General features: G+C 53.9%; 18 protein-coding genes and 1 pseudogene. 11 read left to right on the top strand and 8 right to left on the bottom strand.

Annotated features, from left to right (window positions below; all coding sequences use genetic code 11):
- Positions 1 to 20: 20 nt before the first annotated feature.
- From ACMV5H_RS21565 to ACMV5H_RS21550, 4 genes are all read right to left on the bottom strand, one after another.
- The gene (locus tag ACMV5H_RS21565; protein WP_021804471.1) at positions 21 to 545 is read right to left on the bottom strand and encodes a GNAT family N-acetyltransferase; all 525 of its coding nucleotides are present in this window, start codon (positions 543 to 545) and stop codon (positions 21 to 23) included.
- A 98-nt stretch (positions 546 to 643) separates the two neighbouring features.
- Positions 644 to 1,702, bottom strand: a complete 1,059-nt coding sequence (locus ACMV5H_RS21560; protein WP_094981749.1) for an aldo/keto reductase — start codon at positions 1,700 to 1,702, stop codon at positions 644 to 646.
- Between the two features lie 3 nt (positions 1,703 to 1,705).
- Positions 1,706 to 3,148: an MFS transporter gene (locus ACMV5H_RS21555; protein ID WP_414822448.1), complete on the bottom strand. Its 1,443-nt coding sequence runs from the start codon at positions 3,146 to 3,148 to the stop codon at positions 1,706 to 1,708.
- 187 nt (positions 3,149 to 3,335) lie between these two features.
- Positions 3,336 to 3,977 carry an HAD-IA family hydrolase gene (locus ACMV5H_RS21550; protein WP_172413928.1) on the bottom strand — a complete coding sequence of 214 codons (642 nt, stop codon included), beginning with the start codon at positions 3,975 to 3,977 and terminating at the stop codon, positions 3,336 to 3,338.
- Between the two features lie 153 nt (positions 3,978 to 4,130).
- On the opposite strand from ACMV5H_RS21550, the pseudogene ACMV5H_RS21545 reads away from it, so the two are divergent.
- The 6 genes and pseudogenes from ACMV5H_RS21545 to ACMV5H_RS21520 all read left to right on the top strand — a co-directional run.
- Positions 4,131 to 4,277: pseudogene (locus ACMV5H_RS21545) on the top strand (GNAT family N-acetyltransferase); the annotation flags it as partial.
- Between the two features lie 415 nt (positions 4,278 to 4,692).
- On the top strand, positions 4,693 to 5,820 hold the full coding sequence (gene ompC, locus ACMV5H_RS21540) for a porin OmpC (RefSeq protein ID WP_414822447.1): 1,128 nt from the start codon (positions 4,693 to 4,695) through the stop codon (positions 5,818 to 5,820).
- A 202-nt stretch (positions 5,821 to 6,022) separates the two neighbouring features.
- Positions 6,023 to 8,185, top strand: coding sequence for a peptidyl-dipeptidase Dcp (gene dcp, locus ACMV5H_RS21535; protein WP_414822446.1), 2,163 nt, complete (start codon positions 6,023 to 6,025; stop codon positions 8,183 to 8,185).
- A 410-nt stretch (positions 8,186 to 8,595) separates the two neighbouring features.
- Positions 8,596 to 9,699, top strand: coding sequence for a PfkB family carbohydrate kinase (locus ACMV5H_RS21530; protein ID WP_414822445.1), 1,104 nt, complete (start codon positions 8,596 to 8,598; stop codon positions 9,697 to 9,699).
- Complete coding sequence (locus ACMV5H_RS21525; protein ID WP_414822444.1) at positions 9,684 to 10,622, top strand: pseudouridine-5'-phosphate glycosidase; 939 nt, start codon at positions 9,684 to 9,686, stop codon at positions 10,620 to 10,622. Before ACMV5H_RS21530 ends, ACMV5H_RS21525 begins: the two co-directional genes overlap by 16 nt.
- Positions 10,623 to 10,737: 115 nt before the next feature.
- Positions 10,738 to 11,997 (top strand): NupC/NupG family nucleoside CNT transporter, encoded by a 1,260-nt coding sequence (locus ACMV5H_RS21520; protein ID WP_115158484.1) that lies wholly within the window; start codon positions 10,738 to 10,740, stop codon positions 11,995 to 11,997.
- A gap of 281 nt (positions 11,998 to 12,278) precedes the next feature.
- Here ACMV5H_RS21520 and nudI read toward each other — a convergent pair whose 3' ends face one another.
- The 4 genes from nudI to ACMV5H_RS21500 form a co-directional block, all read right to left on the bottom strand.
- Positions 12,279 to 12,707, bottom strand: a complete 429-nt coding sequence (gene nudI / locus ACMV5H_RS21515; RefSeq protein ID WP_414822443.1) for a nucleoside triphosphatase NudI — start codon at positions 12,705 to 12,707, stop codon at positions 12,279 to 12,281.
- 124 nt (positions 12,708 to 12,831) lie between these two features.
- Positions 12,832 to 13,365, bottom strand: a complete 534-nt coding sequence (locus ACMV5H_RS21510) for an SRPBCC family protein (RefSeq protein WP_021178011.1) — start codon at positions 13,363 to 13,365, stop codon at positions 12,832 to 12,834.
- A 4-nt stretch (positions 13,366 to 13,369) separates the two neighbouring features.
- The gene (locus ACMV5H_RS21505; protein WP_021178010.1) at positions 13,370 to 13,717 is read right to left on the bottom strand and encodes an ArsR/SmtB family transcription factor; all 348 of its coding nucleotides are present in this window, start codon (positions 13,715 to 13,717) and stop codon (positions 13,370 to 13,372) included.
- A gap of 88 nt (positions 13,718 to 13,805) precedes the next feature.
- Positions 13,806 to 14,402: a TetR/AcrR family transcriptional regulator gene (locus ACMV5H_RS21500; RefSeq protein ID WP_021804465.1), complete on the bottom strand. Its 597-nt coding sequence runs from the start codon at positions 14,400 to 14,402 to the stop codon at positions 13,806 to 13,808.
- A gap of 138 nt (positions 14,403 to 14,540) precedes the next feature.
- Here ACMV5H_RS21500 and ACMV5H_RS21495 point away from each other — a divergent pair, with 138 nt between their 5' ends.
- From ACMV5H_RS21495 to ACMV5H_RS21475, 5 genes are all read left to right on the top strand, one after another.
- Positions 14,541 to 15,596, top strand: coding sequence for a sugar phosphate isomerase/epimerase family protein (locus ACMV5H_RS21495; protein WP_414822442.1), 1,056 nt, complete (start codon positions 14,541 to 14,543; stop codon positions 15,594 to 15,596).
- 15 nt (positions 15,597 to 15,611) lie between these two features.
- Entirely contained in the window at positions 15,612 to 16,511 is a 900-nt protein-coding gene (locus tag ACMV5H_RS21490; RefSeq protein WP_094981744.1) for an alpha/beta fold hydrolase, read from the top strand.
- Positions 16,498 to 17,415 (top strand): alpha/beta hydrolase, encoded by a 918-nt coding sequence (locus ACMV5H_RS21485; RefSeq protein WP_414822441.1) that lies wholly within the window; start codon positions 16,498 to 16,500, stop codon positions 17,413 to 17,415. Before ACMV5H_RS21490 ends, ACMV5H_RS21485 begins: the two co-directional genes overlap by 14 nt.
- A gap of 118 nt (positions 17,416 to 17,533) precedes the next feature.
- Positions 17,534 to 18,358, top strand: coding sequence for an AraC family transcriptional regulator (locus ACMV5H_RS21480; RefSeq protein ID WP_115158490.1), 825 nt, complete (start codon positions 17,534 to 17,536; stop codon positions 18,356 to 18,358).
- 107 nt (positions 18,359 to 18,465) lie between these two features.
- Complete coding sequence (locus tag ACMV5H_RS21475; RefSeq protein WP_414822440.1) at positions 18,466 to 19,431, top strand: DMT family transporter; 966 nt, start codon at positions 18,466 to 18,468, stop codon at positions 19,429 to 19,431.
- Positions 19,432 to 19,488 lie beyond the last annotated feature (57 nt).

Below are 19,488 nucleotides of genomic sequence, written 5' to 3'. Positions count from 1 at the left end.
GTTGCGTTAACCCTGCAATTTTAACCGGTGATGGCCGGTACGTGGTAAACCACACAGTCATATTTGATATTTTCGCGGCGGCCTTGCACGGTGCCACCCAGCGATTCGGCAATGCGGCGGCTTGGCGTGTTCTGCTCGGCGACCGGATAAATGAAATACGGCGGATGGTAGCGTTCGCTGGCCCATTTCGCCATGGCATGGACGATTTCGCGGCCGTAGCCGTTACCGTGCAGGCTCTCTTTCACCCAGATCCCGAGTTCTGGTTTTTGCTGGTGCAGATTATGCACGCCGCCCATGCCAACGAACTGCTTGCTGTCACGTAACCGGGCCACAAAGATGACTTCTTCACCTTCGCGGATCAACGGCAGCCAGCCTTCCCAGACGTTGGCAAACGCCTCGGGAGACTCTTCTGGTTCAAAGGTCATAAAACGCGTTAGCGTAGGGGTGATCGCCTGGTAAACATCGTCGGCGTCTGCTGCGGTAAAGGGGGCAATCAACAACCGATCGGTGTTCACACGGCACTGAGTAAGGTCACTGTGCATCATTATTATTACCTCGCTTTTCAGGCCTAAAACGGCAAAAATCCGCTCCCGTTAAAACGGGGCGGATCATCGATATTACGTTGATTAGCGGCAGATGCGACTTATTTTTTTACCCGGTGAGGGGCAAGGAGCAAAAGGTCTGCCGCAGAGAGACGATCCGGCGCGGTTGAGGCTTGGTGCCAGTAAGGATAAATCAGCGGCGGGCGGCTCACTTCTTCCAAGCGCTGCAGCTCTTCTTCGTTGAGGATCAGGTTGGCGGCGTGCAGGTTATCTTTGAGCTGTTCCGCATTACGGGCACCGATGACCACCGAGGTTATCGTTGGGCGGGCCAACAGCCAGGCCAGCGCGATTTGTGCCGCAGAGATACCACGTGAGTGAGCGATATCGACTAGCACCTCGACAATATCAAACAGCGCGTCTTGATCGTGCACCGGCGGCTCACCCCAGTTGGCCAGATGGCGCGTGCCTTCCGGTGTGGGTTGATTACGGCGGTATTTGCCCGAGAGCAGGCCACCGGCCAGAGGGCTCCAGACCAGCACACCAAGCCCCTGATCCTGAGCAACAGGCAGCAGTTCATATTCCGCTTCGCGCGCCTGCAGGCTGTAATGGATCTGTTGGCTGACCGGGCGCACCAATCCCAACCGTTCGGCGCTGCCCAGATGTTTCATCAGGTGCCAACCGGAGAAGTTGGACAAACCGGTGTAGCGCACCTTGCCGCTGCTCACCAGATCCTCCAGCGCCCGCAGCGTTTCCTCTACCGGGGTGATGCCGTCCCACTCGTGTAGCTGATAGAGATCGAGATAGTCGGTATTCAGGCGTTTCAGGCTGGCTTCGCAGGCGCGGATCAGGTGGTGGCGTGACAGCCCGGCATCGTTCGGGCCGCTGCCCATGGGGAAACGGGCCTTGCTGGCGACCAGCACTTCGTGGCGTTTACTGCCCAATGCCTGGCCGAGGATCTCCTCCGATTGGCCTGCTGAATAGACGTCGGCGGTATCGAACAGGTTGATCCCCGCATCAATACACATGGCGATTTGATTGCGCGCCTCGTTAACGTCTGTCGCGCCGGTTTTGGCGAACTTGCCTTGTCCTCCAAAGGTCATGGTGCCTAAACTTAGAGCCGAAACTTTCAGGCCGGACCGGCCAAGTTGACGGTATTGCATCGTTTAACTCCTTACTTTGGTTGCCATAGATTTTTCAGACGTAGGGGAGCTTTTCCTCTGGCGGATTTCATTGCCCGCCTCTGCGCCCAGCGTAAAGCTATCCAGCACCGCCACCAGGGCGATCACGCCAATCACGATAAAGGCCAGTTGGAAGTCGGCCAGCGGCACTGCGCCCTGTTGCTGCGGCATCAGCATCTCCGCCAGCCGCAGCGCCAACGCGCCGATGGCGATACCCAATCCGCTGCCCATCTGCTGGGCCATATTGAACAGCGTGTTGGCACCGCTCATGCGCGGTTGCGGCACTTCGGAAAACGCCAGCGTATTCAGCGCGGTGAACTGCATTGAACGCGTCAAACCACTGACAAACAGCAGCGTCAGGATCAGCCAGGTGGGGGTCTGCGGGGTTAGCAACGCGCAGGCAAAAATGGTGGCGGCATTGAGCAAGCCGTTGACTACCAGCGTGGTACGAAAGCGGAACCGGTAGAGGATGGGGGAGGTGAACGGTTTCATCACCAGGTTACCGGCAAACACCGCCAGTACCAGCAACCCCGCATCGAAGGCATTCAACCCAAAGCCGATTTGGAACAGTAAGGGCAGCAGGAACGGCATGGCACCGATGGCGATGCGAAACAGAGTGCCGCCCTTAATAGTGACGGCGTAACTTTTTATCCGCATAGCCCAGAGATCCATCAAGGGATTGGCGTGGCGTTTGGCGTGGCGTATCGCCAGGCTTCCCAGCGCCAGGCTGGCAGCCAGACATAGCAGAGGTACCAGCCAGGAAAGTTGCGGACTGTTGATCAGATCCAACCCAAACATCAGCCCAAAGCAGGCGACTCCGGTGAGTGCAAAACCTAGCCCATCAAAGGGAACGCCTTTCTGCGCGGGTTCATGAGGGATCAAACGCCAGGCGAAGAACAGGGCCAACAGGCCAAGCGGCACGTTGAGGATAAAAATCCAGTGCCAGGAAGCGTAGGTGGTGATGAAGCCGCCTACCGGTGGCCCCAGGACCGGGGCGGCTAACCCCGGCCAGGTGATAGTAGCAATGGCGTTGATCAGATCGGGTTTGGCGGTATTACGTAGCACCACCAGGCGGCCAACCGGCACCATCAGCGCACCGCCAAAGCCTTGCAGGATACGAGCCGCGGTAAACTGCGGCAAGGTGGTACTGAGGGCGCATAGCACCGAGGCCAGGGTAAAAATAACGATGGCGGCGGTGAAAATATTGCGGGCACCAAAGCGGTTGGCGATCCAGCCGCTGGCGGGGATAAATACCGTCAGGGTAAGAATATAGGCCGAAACCCCGATGTTCATATCTACCGGCTGTACGCCAAAGGCCGCCGCCATTTGCGGCATCGCGGTAACAATCACCGTACCGTCCAGGTTTTCCATAAAAAATGCCCCGGCAACCAGCAGGGGAAGCGCGCTAGCGCGCGAGAACCAACTCATGGACGGCTCCGGCTGGAGTACGGTAAATAGGCGGACATAACAGGAATCCCGTTTCAAAAATCACCACGTCGGATTTTTGAGCATAACGCATCATAGGGAGGTTAAAAAGAAGTTAATGTAGTGATTATTAGCGGGCACAGCAAGTGTGCCCGTCCAGATGCATAGTGAGTCCGCCAGCGTGCGGTAATTACCAGGATAAATGGATGATACCGTCGATAAACTCGGCTTTAAAACTACTCAGGTCAGCCACGGTAGCCTTGATTTGCGGGGAGGAAATCGGCACACCGTCACCGATGACGATCACTTGCCCTCCGGCGGCAATGGCGGAGTTCACGCCAGAAATCGCATCTTCAAAAATCACGCATTTCTGCACCGGCAGGCCAAATCCGGCTGCCGCCATCAGATAAGGTTCTGGATGGGGTTTGCCGTACACGATATCTTCCGAAGTGATCATCATGTGCGGGTGTGGGATGCCTGCGCTGATCATGCTTTGCATCGACACTTTCTTGGCGCCGGAGGTAACAATTGCCCAGCATTGCGGCGGCAACTGGCGCACCAGCTCAACGGCACCGGTAATGGCACCCACCTGGCTGAGAGCCTCGATGGCGAGCGTTTTGACTTCATCAACGCACTGTGGGTTGTCAAAGTAAGGGGAGACGAGCCGCAGCGTTTCCTCGATGGTGCGCCCGTGAATATTTGCCAGGACATAGTCCACATCCAGATGATGCCGGGTTGCCCATTCAGCCCACAATGTCTCAATACAGGCTCCTGAGTCCACCAGGGTGCCGTCCAGGTCAAACAGTACTGCCTTGCAAGCGATAGCGTTCATAAATCCCTTATGATTTAAAGCCTCGGTTTCCCAATAACAACAGAGTGGCGATAAGGTCTTGTTGACGGAAATCAAGTGATGGCCTGAACCACCGCTGGAAAGTGAAAAAATGCGGCCCAGGTTGTACCTTACCGAATCGCGCGCGCGCGGGGCATTTCGCGTCTTAGCCTGGAAACGGGGACACAACCGGGATTTGCCGCCTGTCATCAGCTTTACCGCAAGCATGGTTTTGTGAATTGCGAACCGTTCGCAGAGTATCAGCCTGATCCAAACAGCAGATTTATGACGCTTGTTTTGTAGTTGAAGCAGGGACGGAACGGATGTATTTCATTTTATGTCTTTATTAAAGAAATGATTGGCAATGTTTTGAAATCGTTTTATTACACTCATGGAGTGAGTAGCATAAGCTTATATAAAGTCAACGTGAGCTATTCACTTTATTAATTGGTGTATCGGTAATGAATTATCAAAATTCCAACCTGTTGCATCAATTATGTTTTTTATCCTGACATAACTCTCCTTTATCCATTACGCCAGTTTAACCCGGTCTTAGACACTCATGCACAGTCAAAAAACAACCAGTCGACCTTGCATTCAAGGCATGGCGGTATAAATTAATATCATTACCGCCATCAAAACGGTAATAGACCCACGAGCTAATCATGCTCGTAACAGCAGTGGCTATAGCACGACATAATAATAGAGGATAATCACGATGAAACTTCGAGTACTCTCTCTGATGGTGCCTGCTTTGCTGATGGTTGGCAGCGCAGGCGCCGCTGAAATCTACAACAAAGACGGAAATAAACTGGATTTGTACGGTTTAGTCGATGGCCTGCACTATTTCTCTGATAACAATAGCGTTGATGGCGACCAGTCCTACATGCGTATGGGGCTGCGTGGTGAAACGCAGATTAACGATCAGCTCACCGGCTATGGCACGTGGGAATACCAGGTCAACGTCAATACCCCGGAAAGCGAAAACAATGCCTTCACCCGTTATGGTTTTGCAGGGCTGAAGGCCGTTGATTATGGCTCATTCGACTATGGCCGTAACAATGGTGTCTTGTATGACGTGGCGGCTTATACCGACATGCAGCCGGAATTTGACGGTTCCACCTATGGTGCCGACCAGTTCATGTTCCAACGTTCAAACGGTCTGGCAACCTATCGTAACAACGACTTCTTTGGCCTGGTTGATGGCCTGCATTTTGCTGTGCAATACCAGGGTAAAAACGGCAGTGCGGAAGAAACTAATAATGGTCGCGACGTTCTGGGTCAGAATGGTGATGGCTATGGTATGTCGGTGAATTATGATATTGGCTATGGCATTAGTGCCGCAGGTGCCTTCTTTAATTCCAAACGTACCAGCGAGCAAAATGGCGGTGGCGCATATAGCGGCATCATGGGGCGTGGTGACCATGCGGAAGGTTATTCAGGCGGCCTGAAATATGACGACAGCAGTACCTATGTAGCCGTCATGTTTACCCAGTCCTATAATGCAGCGCGCTTCGGTAGCTCAAACAGTGAGGCTTATGGCTACGCCAATAAAGCGCAAAGTTTTGAGGCTTATGCACACTATCTGTTTGATTTTGGCCTGCGCCCATTTGTAGGTTATAACCAAACCAACGGCAAGAATCTGGGGCAAGCGGCCAACGGCAATACCTACGGCAGTGAAAACCTGGTCAAGTTTGTTGACTTGGGTGCGACCTATTACCTCAACAAAAACATGTCCACCTATGTGGATTATAAAATCAACCTGTTGGATGAAAACGACTTCACCAAATTGGCCGCTATCAATACCGACGACGTGGTTGCTGTCGGCCTGGTTTATCAGTTCTGATGACAGCGAAATAAGTCAGCTAACGCGGCCTTGTGGCCGCGTTTTTTCTTTCTTCTTTCCCCTGCTAGCCTGTTTAGCCATTTCCAGTTATTTTTGCTCAAACGGCCATCTGAGCCTAAGCTAGGCTATGTTGCTGAATTTGCAGCTTCTATCCAAGTGGACGCAGCGTCCCTGGATTAAGACATGGAGGAGTTTCAATTTGATGCGTTTATCAACCCTGGTACTGGCGATCGGCGTTGCGTTAAGCATGCCCGCGCTGGCAGAAACCCATACCCAGACAAAGGAGGCGAAAGTGGCCGGAGAAGTTAAACAGGATAAGCAGGGAGAAAACCCGTTCTTTGCCGCCAGTCAGTTGCCATTCCAGGCCCCTCGTTTTGATGTCATCAGCGAAAGCGATTATGCCCCGGCCATTGCCGCCGGTATCCAGCAGAAACTGGCAGAAGTCGAAAAGATCGCCAATAACCCGGCTGAGCCTACGTTTGACAATACCTTCGTGGCGCTGGAAAAAAGTGGCGCACTGCTGACGCGCACCATGAACGTGTTCGGCGCGATGACCTCCGCCAACACCAGCGACACACTGCAAAAGCTGGATGAAGAAACCTCACCGAAGCTGGCGGCGTTAGACGATGCCATCATGCTCAACAGCAAACTGTTTGCGCGCATCAAGGCGATTTACGATCGGCGTGATAGCCTCAACTTGGACCCCGAGTCCTTGCGGCTGGTAGAGGTTACCTACAAGAACTATGTGCTGGCCGGGGCCAATCTTTCTGAAGCGGATAAAACCCAACTGAAAGCGTTGAACCAGGAAGCGGCGACGCTGAGTACCCAGTTCACCAATAAATTACTGGCTGCCAGCAAAAACGGCGCGTTGGCGATGGGTGATAAAAACCTGCTGGCCGGGCTTTCAGAGGGCGAGTTGGCGGCAGCAGCGCAGGCGGCCAGTGAGCGTAAGCTGGATAAGCAATGGCTGTTGGTGTTGCAGAACACCACGCAACAGCCTGATTTGCAAAACCTGCAAGATCGCGATACTCGCAAAAAGTTGTTCGAAGCTTCGATCAACCGCGCAGAAAAAAATGACGCCAACGATACCCGTCAAACCCTGGCGCGGTTAGCTAAAGTGCGTGCCGAGCAGGCCAAACTGCTGGGCTTCCCGAACTATGCCGCCTGGAAGTTGCAAAATCAGATGGCGAAAACCCCGGATGCGGCGTTGGCGTTTATGCGTAATATCGTGCCTGCCGCTACGGCCCGGGCAGAGCGTGAGGCCAAAGACATTCAGGCAGTGATCGATCGGCAAAACGGCGGTTTTCAGCTGGCCGCCTGGGATTGGCAGTTCTATGCCGAGCAGGTGCGTAAAGAGAAGTACGATCTGGATGAATCACAGATCAAGCCTTACTTTGAGATGAACAACGTGCTGCATAACGGCGTATTCTATGCCGCCAATTTGCTGTACGGCATCAGCTTTAAAGAACGTAAAGATATCCCGGTTTATCATCCTGACGTGCGGGTATACGAGGTATTTGATAAAGACGGCCAGTCTCTGGCGCTGTTCTACACCGATTTCTTTAAGCGAGACAACAAGGGCGGCGGCGCCTGGATGAGCAACTTCGTTGAGCAGTCCAAACTCAACGGCACCAAGCCGGTGATTTACAACGTCTCCAACTTCACCAAGCCCGCAGCGGGCCAACCTGCATTGCTGTCTTATGATGACGTAATCACCATGTTCCACGAGTTTGGCCATGCGCTGCACGGCATGTTTGCAGATCAGCAATATCCAAGCCTGTCCGGCACCAACACTGCCCGCGATTTTGTCGAGTTCCCGTCGCAGTTTAACGAGCACTGGGCCAGCGATCCGCAGGTATTTGCCCACTTTGCCAAGCACTACCAAACGGGTGAAGCGATGCCGCAGGCGTTGGTCGATAAAATCAACAAGGCCGACAAGTTCAACAAGGGTTACGCCATGACCGAACTGTTGGCCGCCGCGCTGCTGGATATGCATTGGCATATGCTCGGCGCCGTTCAGCCGCAGCAGGACGTGGACAAGTTCGAGGCCGCATCACTGCGCCAGGACAAGATCGACCTCAGCTATGTGCCACCACGCTATCGCTCCAGCTATTTCCAGCATATCTGGGGCAACGGCTATGCGGCCGGTTATTACGCCTATCTGTGGACGGAGATGTTGGCAGATGACGCCTTCCAATGGTTCAGCGATAACGGCGGATTAACGGCAGAAAATGGCCAGCGTTTCCGTGAGCAGGTGTTGTCACAGGGCAACAGCCAGGATTTGGAAAAGCTGTACGTTAAATGGCGTGGGCAGGAGCCGAGTATTGAACCGATGCTGATCAACCGCGGGCTGAAGGATAAGTAACTACGTTTAACGCTCTCCGAGGGCAGGTGACTGCTCTCGGATGGCTATAATCGATGCCATGAAAGAGAATTGTGTGAGGCGGATCGTTTTTCTGTGTAATCGAAATTAACCGTAGTGAGATTAATCCTTGTAATTAACAGGGTTACCAACACGTGTTGGTTTAAATAACCGCGAAATCCATCCTATTGTTTTAATGAGTTTATCTTCAGCATAAAATTTCCCCCTGGTATAAAAACCATAAGGAAAGGTGTTTAACGCCTGGATTAATATGATTAACGTCACAGATTAACCGCTGAAAACGGTGCGGCGACAAGTTACGATCATAATCTCAACTCCGATAGTTGCCGCTTTACTGTTGTCGGGTTCCGACTTAAAACAAACACCTGTTCAAAAACAAACAAGTGTTAATTATGACCAACCGGGAAAAACAGATACTGCAACTCCTTCGGCGGGAGCCGTTGATTCAACAACACGAAATCGCCGATATTCTGGGTATTAGCCGTTCTGGTGTGGCAGGCCACATCATGAATTTGATGAATAAAGGTTATATTAAAGGTAAAGGCTATATTCTCTCCGAACATCGTTATGTGGTCACCGTTGGCTCGGTAAACATGGACGTTTGTGGTTATGCCAATACGCAGTTGGTTTATGAAGACTCCAATCCAGGGAAAATAAAATGTACCCCAGGCGGGGTTGGGCGAAATATATCACAGAACATTGCGTTATTAGGGGCCGAATGCCACCTGGTTTCCGTGGTTGGTGACGATTTCTACGGCACGACGCTGTTGGAACAGGCAAAACTGGCGGGCGTCAACGTGGATAATTGCCACCGACTGCATGGTGAGAATACCTCGACCTACGTTTCGTTGCTGGATGGCAGTGGTGAAATGCTGGTCGCTATCAACGATATGCGCATCCTGGAAAAATTGACCCCGGCGCTGTTATCCCATTCCAAAGATTTAATTCAACACTGTGGCGTATTGGTGCTGGACTGCAACCTGACGGAAGACGCGCTGGCCTGGTTATTTATCAATGCCGGTAATGTGCCGGTATTTGTCGATACGGTTTCCGCTTTTAAAGCGCCAAAAATCAAAAACTGGCTATCGCATATCCATACGTTGAAGCCGAATCGGATTGAGGCGGAAATCCTCAGCGGGATGAAAATAGCCCAGACTAGCGACGCACCGGCGGTGGCCCAATGGTTCCACCAGCAAGGAGTTCAGCGTTTGGCGCTGAGTATGGGGAGCCACGGCGTTTATTTCAGCGAAGTAGATGGCCAGCACGGTTGGTCGGCACCGCTGCCGACTCAGGTAGTCAACGTCACCGGAGCCGGAGATGCCATGATGGCGGGGCTGGTGAGTTGCTGGCTGGAGGATTTCCCACTCGATCACAGTATCCGTTTTGCCCAGGGCTGTTCGGCAATGACCCTGGCCTCTGAGTTCACCAATAACCCGAACCTGTCGCAAGGCAGCGTTCAAAAACTTTTGGAATTACAATCATGCAAAATAGCCTAATCACCCATCAATATCTGGATATCGCTCCTGAAGTGGCGCTTGCTCAGGCCGAAAATCGGCCGGTGGTGGCGTTGGAATCGACGATCATTTCCCACGGCATGCCTTACCCGCAAAACGTTGAAACTGCCTTGCAGGTAGAGGAAAAGATCCGTGCCAACGGGGCGGTGCCAGCGACCATTGCGGTGATCAATGGGCGCATGAAGGCGGGGCTATCCCATGATGAGATAGAAACGCTGGGCCGCGAAGGGCACCGGGTCGCCAAAGTGAGCCGCCGCGACTTGCCGTTTGTGATTGCCAGCGGCAAAAACGGCGCAACCACCGTGGCTTCTACCATGATCATTGCCGAACTGGCCGGGATCAGCGTATTTGCCACCGGCGGGATTGGCGGTGTGCACCGTGGCGCGCAGCAGACGTTTGATATTTCTGCCGATTTACAGGAATTGGCACAAACCAACGTGGCGGTGATTTGCGCCGGTGCCAAATCGATCCTGGATCTCGGTTTAACCACCGAATATCTGGAAACCCACGGCGTGCCTTTGGTGGGATACGGCACCGATAGCCTGCCCGCATTTTTCAGTCGTACCAGCCCTTACTCCGTTAGCGTACGCCTGGATACGCCGCAGGAAATCGCCCGGGCAATGGCCGCCAAGTGGGCGGCTGGCTTGCAGGGCGGAATGGTGATTGCCAACCCAATCCCAGAGCAGTACGCCATGCCTGAAGAAAAGATCAACCAGGCCATTGAGCAGGCGGTTCAGGAATCGGTGGAACAGGGGGTGTCCGGCAAGGAGAGTACACCATTCCTGCTGGCCAGAGTCGCTGAATTGACCGGCGGCGATAGCCTGCAGGCCAATATTCAGCTGGTGTTTAATAATGCTGAGCTGGCGGCCAAGATCGCGGGTCATTATCAGCTAAATTGCGCTTAACGCTTAAATTAGCACTCTACGTTTGTCCTTAATAAATCACTTCTGCCTCGGTAGGCGGCAGGCTATTGCCGTTTGCCGAGTAAAGAAGGAAGTAAACAAAATAGAAGGGGGCCTTATGGAGTTGTTGCGCAGTCTGGCAGGTATGTCGATCCTGTTATTCATTGGCTTTGTATTTTCAGTCAATAAAAGAAAAATAAGCTTGCGTACGGTCGGTGCGGCATTGTTACTTCAGGTATTGCTTGGCGCTATTATGTTGTATGTCCCTGCAGGTAAATGGTTAATTAACACCATTGCCAGCGGCGTCAATCGCGTGATTTCGTACAGCGATGCGGGGAGCGCATTTATTTTTGGCGGCCTGGTAGGGCCGAAAATGAATGAGCTTTTCGATGGGGCAGGTTTTGTGTTCGCTTTTCACGTGCTACCTGCCATCATCTTTATCACCTCATTGATTTCTATTTTATATTATCTTGGAGTAATGAGATGGGTGATCAATATTCTTGGCTATGTCTTTCAGCGCCTTATGAATATCAGCAAGGTGGAGTCCTTTGCCGCCGTGACCACCATTTTTCTGGGGCAAAATGAGCTGCCTGCGGTATTGAAGCCGTTTGTTAAACACATGAACCGCAATGAACTGTTCACGGTGATCTGTAGCGGTATGGCCTCGATTGCCGGTTCGATGCTGGTCGGTTATGCCGGTTTGGGCGTCCCCATTGAGTATCTGTTGGCAGCTTCCCTGATGGCTATCCCGGGGGGGATCCTGTTTGCCCGTTTGCTCAGCCCGGCGACGGAGCCTTCCCGTGTTGAGTTCAGCGAAATGTCATTCAGTGATAAACGGCCAGCCAGCATTATCGAAGCAGCAGCCAACGGCGCGATGTTGGGGCTGAAGATTGCGGTGGGTGTTGCCACGGTCGTGATGGCCTTCGTTGCGCTGATCGCGTTGATCAACGGCATCATCGGCGGCGTGGGCGGCCTGTTTGGCGTTGAAAGCGTCAGCCTGCAAAGTCTGCTGGGCTATCTGTTTGCTCCGTTAGCCTACATCATGGGCGTGAGCTGGGAACATGCCGATCTGGCTGGGGGGCTGATTGGCCAGAAGCTGGCGATTAACGAGTTTGTCGCCTATCTCAGCTTCTCTCCTTACCTGAAAGAAAGCGCAATGCTGCTCGATCCAAAAACCATCGCGGTGATTTCGTTTGCACTGTGCGGTTTTGCCAATTTTGGTTCGATTGCCGTGGTAGTGGGGGCATTCAGTGCGGTGGTACCGGAAAGGGCCTCGGAAATTGCCCAGTTAGGGTTCCGGGCCCTGTTGGCGGCGACGCTGTCCAACCTGATGAGCGCTACCATTGCCGGGCTGTTTATCGGGTTAGGGGGGATTTGAAGAACTGGGGCAATTGCAGGCTAATCTGTCCCCGATTGCCCCTCACCCCAACCCTCTCCCGTAGGGCGAGGGAGCTGCCCGGCTTTTTTGATGAGGTTGTGCTGCTTCGGAAAGTAGGGAATAAAAAACGGAAAGGCCTGTGGCGTAAAAAACCTTAATCGGTATTCGATATTGCTAGACCACAACACAAGACAATTAACGTTTTAGGTATTAGTCAAGACAATCAACGCACTCGATCGGTTCCCTCTCCCTTTGGGAGAGGGCTAGGGTGAGGGGTATCACTACTCCAGCAGCCCACGTTGGCGCAGCGTGAATTGGGTCGCCTCGTTCAGATCGTAACTGGCCAGTTCTTCCTTCCGCACCCAGGCATATTCTTCAAACTCATCATTAAGCGTGATGGTGCGGTTGGCCGCGTGGCAGTCAAAAATAAGGTAAATCATATAGATCTGCTCTTTGCTGCCGTCTGCATAGGTTTTCACCCGCACGTCGTCACGAAACGTCCAGGGTTGAATGCGGTCCAGCACCAGATCGCTACCCAATTCTTCACTGACTTCACGACGCAACGCCTGCTCGATGGTTTCTCCTGGCTCGGTACCACCGCCGGATAGCGCCCACTGGCCGGGGAAAACCCCTTTATGGGCCGCCATTTTGCATAGCAGATAGGCGTTATCGTTTTCAATTAATGGGCAAACAATTATACGTTGACGCATCGTAACTCCATGTTTCAAGGGCATCATAGTGGTGCAACGCATTATACGCCAGTCAGCAGGTGGGAGTTGTTAATTCTCATGAGTGGGAACGGGGGATGAGAACCGCGATCCTCATCCCGCTGGCTTACAGTTTGGCCCGGTACTCGTCTTCCAACCGGCTCATTGAGGCCCAGAACGGGCTTGGTGTCCGCTCCAGCAGGCGATCGGCCAGCAGATCCAGATGGGTATGCCAGCCGCTGGCGACGCTGAGCAGGGTCTCGCGATTGGCCAGGCGGCGATGGGTAAGGGTCAACAGCACCTTATCCTCTTGCTCGGTCAGTTCAATAGTGACTTCAGAAGGGCGGGCTTCTCCTGTTTCTGCCCAGGTAAAGCTCACCAGGCGTGGTGGCAGAATGCAGGTGATATGACCCATCTGGGCAATTTTACCAGCACAGGATTTGTATTTTGCCGGCGGTTTTTCATCCACACCGGCCAAATCGGCATTGCAGAACAGCAGCTCGATCTTGGCCCCGACCTGCATGGGCATCTCACCGGCGGCCAGCCAGCTGGCACGTTTATCCGATTCGATCAGGTAGGCCCAGACGCGTTTGAGCGGGCCGGGCAGCAGCCGCTGGATCCGCAGCGTACCGGTTTCAATAATCATACCGTAGTCGTTCATGGGTTCACTCCGTCGGAGGATGCGAGTCGGCCTGCAGCAGCGCTTGTTCTAGCGCGTCCAGCCGCTCATTCCAGAAATGTTCGTAGGTTTGCAGCCACTGCATGGCCTGCACCATTGGCTCGGGAGCGAGCCGGCAGATATGGTTTCTTCCCTGCACGGTGCGTTGCACCAGCCCGGCAAGCTCCAGCGCTTTGATATGCTTGGAAGCTCCGGCAAACGACATCTCGAACGGCGCCGCCAGTTCACCGATGCTGTGTTCGCCTTCGGCCAATGTGCGCAGAATGGCGCGCCTTGTCGGGTCGGCCAATGCGTGGAAAATGGCGTCCAGCGGTGAGGAAGATAATTTAACCATATGGTTAAATATAGAACGTCAGCGTCAATACTCAACTGGTTCGTTGAATATTTTTTAATTTTGTCACATTAAAAGTGTGGGTATGACTTTACGCCGGGGGACGATCGAGCATAGTAAGGGCGACTTTCACCGCTTTTTCCAGCCGGGCACGGCTCACACCATCCCGAGCCTGAACGGACAAGCCATGCAGGAACGCCGCAAAATAATCGCCAAGGCTTTCTGTATCGGTGTTGGCGGGCAGTTCACCAGCCTGAATCGCAGCCTGTAATCTGTCGATAATGCCTTGGGTGCGTTGTTGGCGATGCTCCATCAACCAGCGCATGACGCCCTGATTATCTTCACTGACGCTGACCGCAGATGAAACCACCATGCATCCTTGGGGAAATTCACCGTGGCTGTAGAGGGCAACGGCGTCGAGCAGCATCTGTTTGATGGCTTCACGCACGCTGGCCTTTTCTTCGAAAGCGCGCTCGGCAAAGCCGCCTTCGTGGGCTTCGTAGTGTGCTATCGCTTCACGAAACAGTAGCTCTTTCGAACCAAAGGCCTTGTAGATCCGTGCCGAAGCAATGCCCAGTTCGGCCACCAGGTCGGACATCGAGGTGCCTTCAAATCCCTGCCGCCAAAACAGGTTCCGTGCTTGTAATAGGGCCTGTTCACGATCGAACTCTCTGGGTCTGCCTGCCATCGTCATCTTCTCCGGTGATTTATCCGCGGGCTACAGGATCGCTTAAATGGCGGATAACGCCAACGAATTTCAAAATCCTCTTTCCGATGATTGGATTTAAGTCTATTGTTTGTCAATCGACAAGCAATAGGAAAGACGATGAAAACGATAAAAGGCCCCAGCCTGCACCTAGCCCAATTTAGTGATGCTGCTCCCCCGTTCAACAGCCTGCCAGCGATTGCCGCCTGGGCAAAAGAGACCGGCTTTAAAGCTATGCAGGTCCCCGCGTGGGATAGCCGTTTGTTTGATGTGAAAACGGCGGCGGAAAGTCAAAGCTATTGCGATGACATCACCGGCATGCTGGCGCAGCACGGCCTGGTGATCAGCGAATTGACCACGCATATTTTTGGCCAACTGATGGCAGTGCATCCAGCTTATGATGCGCTATGCGATAGCTTTGTACCGGAGGGGCTGCGTGGCGATCCGCTAGGGCGAACGCTTTGGGCCAAACAAAACCTGCTGTTGGCGGCAAAAGCATCGGCCCGCTTAGGCCTGACTGAAATGGGCACCTTCTCCGGTTCGTTGGCTTGGCCCTACCTGTTTCCATTTCCGCAACGGCCAGCAGGGCTGATTGAAACGGCCTTCGATGAGCTGGCCAAACAGTGGTTACCCGTGCTCGACGCCTGTGATGAGCAGGGCATCAACCTGTGTTATGAGATCCACCCCAGCGAAGATCTGCATGATGGCATTACCTTTGAAATGTTCCATCAGCGCGTTGCGGCTCATCCACGCTGCCAAATGCTGTTCGATCCCAGCCATTTCGTGCTGCAACAGCTCAACTATCTGGAATTTATCGATATCTATAAAGATCACATCCATATGTTTCACGTTAAGGATGCAGAATTCAATCCAAGTGGTCGGCAGGGGATTTACGGCGGCTATCAATCCTGGGCGGATCGTGCAGGGCGATTCCGTTCATTAGGGGATGGGCAGGTGGACTTTAAAGGCATCTTCTCCAAACTGACGCAGTACGATTATGCCGGCTGGGCCACGCTCGAATGGGAATGCTGCCTGAAGCATCCACAAACCGGGGCCGAAGAAGGCGCCGCGTTTATCCGCAATCATATTATTCCGGTCACGAATAAAGTGTTCGATGACTTTGCCGGTGCGCCGGTCAACCAACAACAAATCAACGCCTTGCTGGGCATTCGCTAACCTCTGGAGCACCTTATGACTATGCTGACTCACGGGCCATTATCCAATGGGCTCGAGGCCGAACACGTCTATATTAAAATCAACGGCCACCGTATTCACTGCGCCATCGCCGGAAGTGGGCAACCGGTGCTGCTGATCCCTGGCTGGCCACAAACCTGGTACACCTGGCGTTACGTTATGCAGGCGTTAGCTAATGCGGGCTTTCAGGCTATTGCTGTAGATCCTCCTGGTATAGGAGACTCGGACAAACCTCTTGGAGCCTATGACACCGGCAGCGTTGCCGAAAAACTCCATCAGGTCATGATGCAGCTGGGGCATCAGCGCTATGCGGTGATCGGCCATGATATTGGTATGTGGTTGGGTTATGCGTTGGCCAGCGATTACCCTCAGGCGGTTAGCAGGCTGGTGCTGACCGAAGCGGTGATCCCCGGTTTGGCAGAAGCACCGCCGATCTTTGTTCCTGCCGAGGACAACATCTTCCTGTGGCATTTTATGTTTAACCAGTTAACCGACCTGCCCGAAGCCCTGACCACTGGCCGAGAGGCTGAGTATCTGGGGTACATTTTCAACCGCTGGTCTTACCGGCGCGATCGAGTCGCTGCAGATACCTACATCGCGGCTTACTCGGTGCCTGGTAGCTTGCGGGCCGGTTTTGATTATTATCGGGCCATTCCTGAGACCATTCGACAAAACCAACAGCGGGCTAAAACGCCTCTAACGATGCCGGTGATGACGATTGGCGCAGAACATGCAACACGCGATGCCCCCTTCCTTACCTTGGAGGGTAAGGCTCGTCAACTCCAAGGGGAGGTGGTGCCTGGCTGTGGGCATTTCATTACCGAGGAGTGCCACGAGGAATTTATCGCCCTGATCCTGCCTTTTTTACAGAAGGGTAAAGTCCATGCCGCTGGATAAGCAGATCGCGCTATTTTTGCAGCAACAGGCCGATGCGCCCGCACCATCCTCACTGGAAGAGCTACGTGCGCAAACGGCAGTTGGGTTACAGCGCTTGCAGGGGGCCCCCCAGCCCGTCAAAAAAATAATGGCGTTCCACCTCCCGGTTGGCGGCGGGCAAACTATTAGCGTGCGCGGTTATATTCCCCTAAATGCGCCAGAGGATAGGCCGCTTCCGGCGATGGTGTTCGCTCACGGTGGCGGATGGTGTCTGGGCTCGCTTGACGTTTACGATGGACCTTGCCGCGCGCTGGCCAATGCCACTGGGCGAGTGATCCTGTCTGTCGACTATCGCCTGGCACCGGAATATCCTTTCCCGACGCCGTTGTATGACGTTTATCAGGCGCTATGTTGGGCCTCGGAACAAGCAGCGCAAATCGGCATTGACCCTCTGCAAATTGCGCTTGGCGGGGATAGTGCGGGGGGCAACCTGGCGGCTGCGGCAGCTCTGATGACCCGGGATCGTTCAGGGCCAGCCGTAGAACACCAATACCTGCTTTACCCTGCATTGGATAGCGAGATGGCCATGCCCAGCTTTGCCGCATATGGTGAAGGTTTCTACCTGACGCGGGAGATCATGGGGTGGTGCTGGGCCAATTACCTAGGGCAGGATACCGACGCTCGCGAGCCTTACGCTTCTCCTTGGTATGCGTCAACGCTGGCGGGCTTACCACCAGCGACGATCCTGGTGTGTGAATACGATCCGCTGCGGGATGAAGGTGAGCGCTATGCACAGCGATTGCATCAAGCCGGCGTTAAGGTGAATTGCCAGCGTTTACCTGGGATGGTGCACGCTTGTATGCATATGACCGGCTTAACCCCGGCTGCCCAGGTTTCATTTACTGTGCTGGAGAAATTGTCTTAGTTCTTGCTGACCGCCAGGGAAGGCGGGACAACGTGGTATTAAAATGATAAACCTAGTGTTGCCGAGTCATTATCAGCCCGGCGTATGCCAACCTTAAAACGTAACAGGAGCCAGGGAAGTGCAAGGTGTGCCAGAACAGTTTCCGTTTGAGAAAGATCGCGCCCAGTTTCGGCATTTGCCGCAGTTGCCGGGCGTGGAGCTTTATCAGGCCCATATCGATCGCTATGCGTTTGAGCCACACGCCCATGATGCGTTTGGCATCGGCACGGTGGAAGCCGGAGCGGAGCGCTTTCGCTACCGTGGGGCACAGCATTTAGCCGCTCCGGGTGCCTTGGTGCTGATGAATCCGGACGAGCTGCATACCGGTGAAGCGGAAACGGCAGGCGGTTGGAACTATCGGATGATCTATCTGGAGCCTGCGGCGCTGGAGCGGATTTCCGGTGAGAAGGGCTGTTGGTTCAACGACGTGATCCACCATGATGCAGTGGCGGCCAAGCGGCTTTCGCAAACGCTGGCGGCGTTATGGCAAACCCGGGACACGTTGGCGCTCGATAGTTTACTGCTGTCCGTCGTTGATATTTTGCGCCCTCATGCTCGTATTGCTCAGCCGCAGCAGAATGAAGCCGCTCACCGTATGGTGATAGTTAAGGAGTATCTGCGGGATAACTTTGCTTTACCTATTACGTTGAGCGATCTGGCGGCGCTGCTCTCGCTCAGCCCGTATCATTTCCAACGTAAATTCAAAGCGCAATTCCATGTCACCCCACATCAGATGCTGATGGCGATCCGGCTCGAAAAGGCCAAGCAGATGCTCGGGCGGGGAATGCCGGCGGCCCAGGTGGCCGTAGCTGTGGGGTTAAGCGATCAGGCACATCTTACCAAAGCGCTGGTTAATCGTTACGGTGTCACGCCTGCGCGCTACCAAAAGCAGGTGCTGCGTTAACTTCCGCCGAGAAAACGGGCGTAAAACAGCAACCTGGTACAATATTCTGCCTCCACGGCCCTCTATCCTGACGCCACTTGAGAACTGCTTTTGATGATGGAGTCACTATGTTTGCCGGTGTGATATTTGCCCTGATTGCCGGGCTGATGTGGGGCCTGATCTTTATTGGCCCGGTATTGGTGCCGGACTATCCAGCCGCGTTGCAGTCCACCGGACGCTATCTGGCCTTTGGATTGGTTGTGTTACCGCTGGCCTGGGTGGATCGTCGCCGTCTGCGTCAGTTGCTGGCTAAAGATTGGCTAGAGGCGTTAAAACTGACCGCAATCGGCAATCTACTGTATTACCTATGCCTGGCCAGTGCGATCCAACGTACCGGCGCGCCGGTATCGACCATGATTATCGGCACGCTACCGGTGGTGATATCGGTCGCTGCCAATCTGTTTTATGGCCATCACGACGGCCGTCTCTCCTGGCGAAGATTGACTCCGGCCTTGCTGGTGATTGCCCTCGGGCTGGTGCTGGTCAACGTTGCGGAACTGCAGGGGAATAGCGAGCCTATTGATGTCTGGCGTTATACTAGCGGCTTGGGATTGGCACTGTTAGCGGTGGCGTGTTGGACCTGGTTCCCTCTGCGTAACGCGCGTTGGTTACGTGATAACCCAGATAAACGGCCCACGACCTGGGCCACGGCACAGGGGATTGTGACCTTACCTTTGGCGTTGGTGGGCTATTTGCTGGTTTGCGGACAATTGGCGCTGACACAGCCGCAGTTCGCGCTGCCGTTTGGCCCCCGGCCACAGGTGTTTATCCCGTTGATGATTGCTATTGGCGTCTTGTGTTCTTGGTTAGGTACGTTGTGTTGGAACGAAGCGAGCCAGCGTTTACCGACGGTGCTGCTTGGGCCGCTGATCGTGTTCGAGATCCTGGCAGGATTGGCCTATACCTTTATGCTGCGCCATAGCTGGCCACCACTGCTGACGCTATGCGGTATTGCCTGCCTGACGGTTGGGGTGATTTACGCCATGCGCATCAAGCTGGAGCCGATGGTGGTTGCGTTAGAGGAGACACGTTAAAGGCTTAGGGCGCCGCATGCTGCGCTCGTCAAAATATGAGGCTACGGGTTCCCCCGT

The sequence above is a fragment of the Serratia sp. N21D137 genome (genome assembly GCF_047530005.1).
Classification (GTDB): Bacteria; Pseudomonadota; Gammaproteobacteria; order Enterobacterales; family Enterobacteriaceae; genus Chania; species Chania fonticola_B.
Note: the sequence above shows the minus strand (reverse complement) of the source record. Positions and strands in the feature narration are given on the sequence as shown.

Excerpts from the sequence above, each read along its gene's own strand:
- ompC (WP_414822447.1), top strand. The coding sequence starts at position 4,693 with ATGAAACTTCGAGTACTCTCTCTGATGGTGCCTGCTTTGCTGATGGTT.
- ACMV5H_RS21530 (WP_414822445.1), top strand. The coding sequence starts at position 8,596 with ATGACCAACCGGGAAAAACAGATACTGCAACTCCTTCGGCGGGAGCCG.
- ACMV5H_RS21520 (WP_115158484.1), top strand. The coding sequence starts at position 10,738 with ATGGAGTTGTTGCGCAGTCTGGCAGGTATGTCGATCCTGTTATTCATT.
- dcp (WP_414822446.1), top strand. The coding sequence starts at position 6,023 with ATGCGTTTATCAACCCTGGTACTGGCGATCGGCGTTGCGTTAAGCATG.
- ACMV5H_RS21490 (WP_094981744.1), top strand. The coding sequence starts at position 15,612 with ATGACTATGCTGACTCACGGGCCATTATCCAATGGGCTCGAGGCCGAA.
- ACMV5H_RS21495 (WP_414822442.1), top strand. The coding sequence starts at position 14,541 with ATGAAAACGATAAAAGGCCCCAGCCTGCACCTAGCCCAATTTAGTGAT.
- ACMV5H_RS21525 (WP_414822444.1), top strand. The coding sequence starts at position 9,684 with ATGCAAAATAGCCTAATCACCCATCAATATCTGGATATCGCTCCTGAA.
- nudI (WP_414822443.1), bottom strand. The coding sequence starts at position 12,707 with ATGCGTCAACGTATAATTGTTTGCCCATTAATTGAAAACGATAACGCC.
- ACMV5H_RS21505 (WP_021178010.1), bottom strand. The coding sequence starts at position 13,717 with ATGGTTAAATTATCTTCCTCACCGCTGGACGCCATTTTCCACGCATTG.
- ACMV5H_RS21565 (WP_021804471.1), bottom strand. The coding sequence starts at position 545 with ATGATGCACAGTGACCTTACTCAGTGCCGTGTGAACACCGATCGGTTG.
- ACMV5H_RS21475 (WP_414822440.1), top strand. The coding sequence starts at position 18,466 with ATGTTTGCCGGTGTGATATTTGCCCTGATTGCCGGGCTGATGTGGGGC.
- ACMV5H_RS21560 (WP_094981749.1), bottom strand. The coding sequence starts at position 1,702 with ATGCAATACCGTCAACTTGGCCGGTCCGGCCTGAAAGTTTCGGCTCTA.
- ACMV5H_RS21550 (WP_172413928.1), bottom strand. The coding sequence starts at position 3,977 with ATGAACGCTATCGCTTGCAAGGCAGTACTGTTTGACCTGGACGGCACC.
- ACMV5H_RS21485 (WP_414822441.1), top strand. The coding sequence starts at position 16,498 with ATGCCGCTGGATAAGCAGATCGCGCTATTTTTGCAGCAACAGGCCGAT.
- ACMV5H_RS21555 (WP_414822448.1), bottom strand. The coding sequence starts at position 3,148 with ATGAGTTGGTTCTCGCGCGCTAGCGCGCTTCCCCTGCTGGTTGCCGGG.
- ACMV5H_RS21510 (WP_021178011.1), bottom strand. The coding sequence starts at position 13,365 with ATGAACGACTACGGTATGATTATTGAAACCGGTACGCTGCGGATCCAG.
- ACMV5H_RS21500 (WP_021804465.1), bottom strand. The coding sequence starts at position 14,402 with ATGGCAGGCAGACCCAGAGAGTTCGATCGTGAACAGGCCCTATTACAA.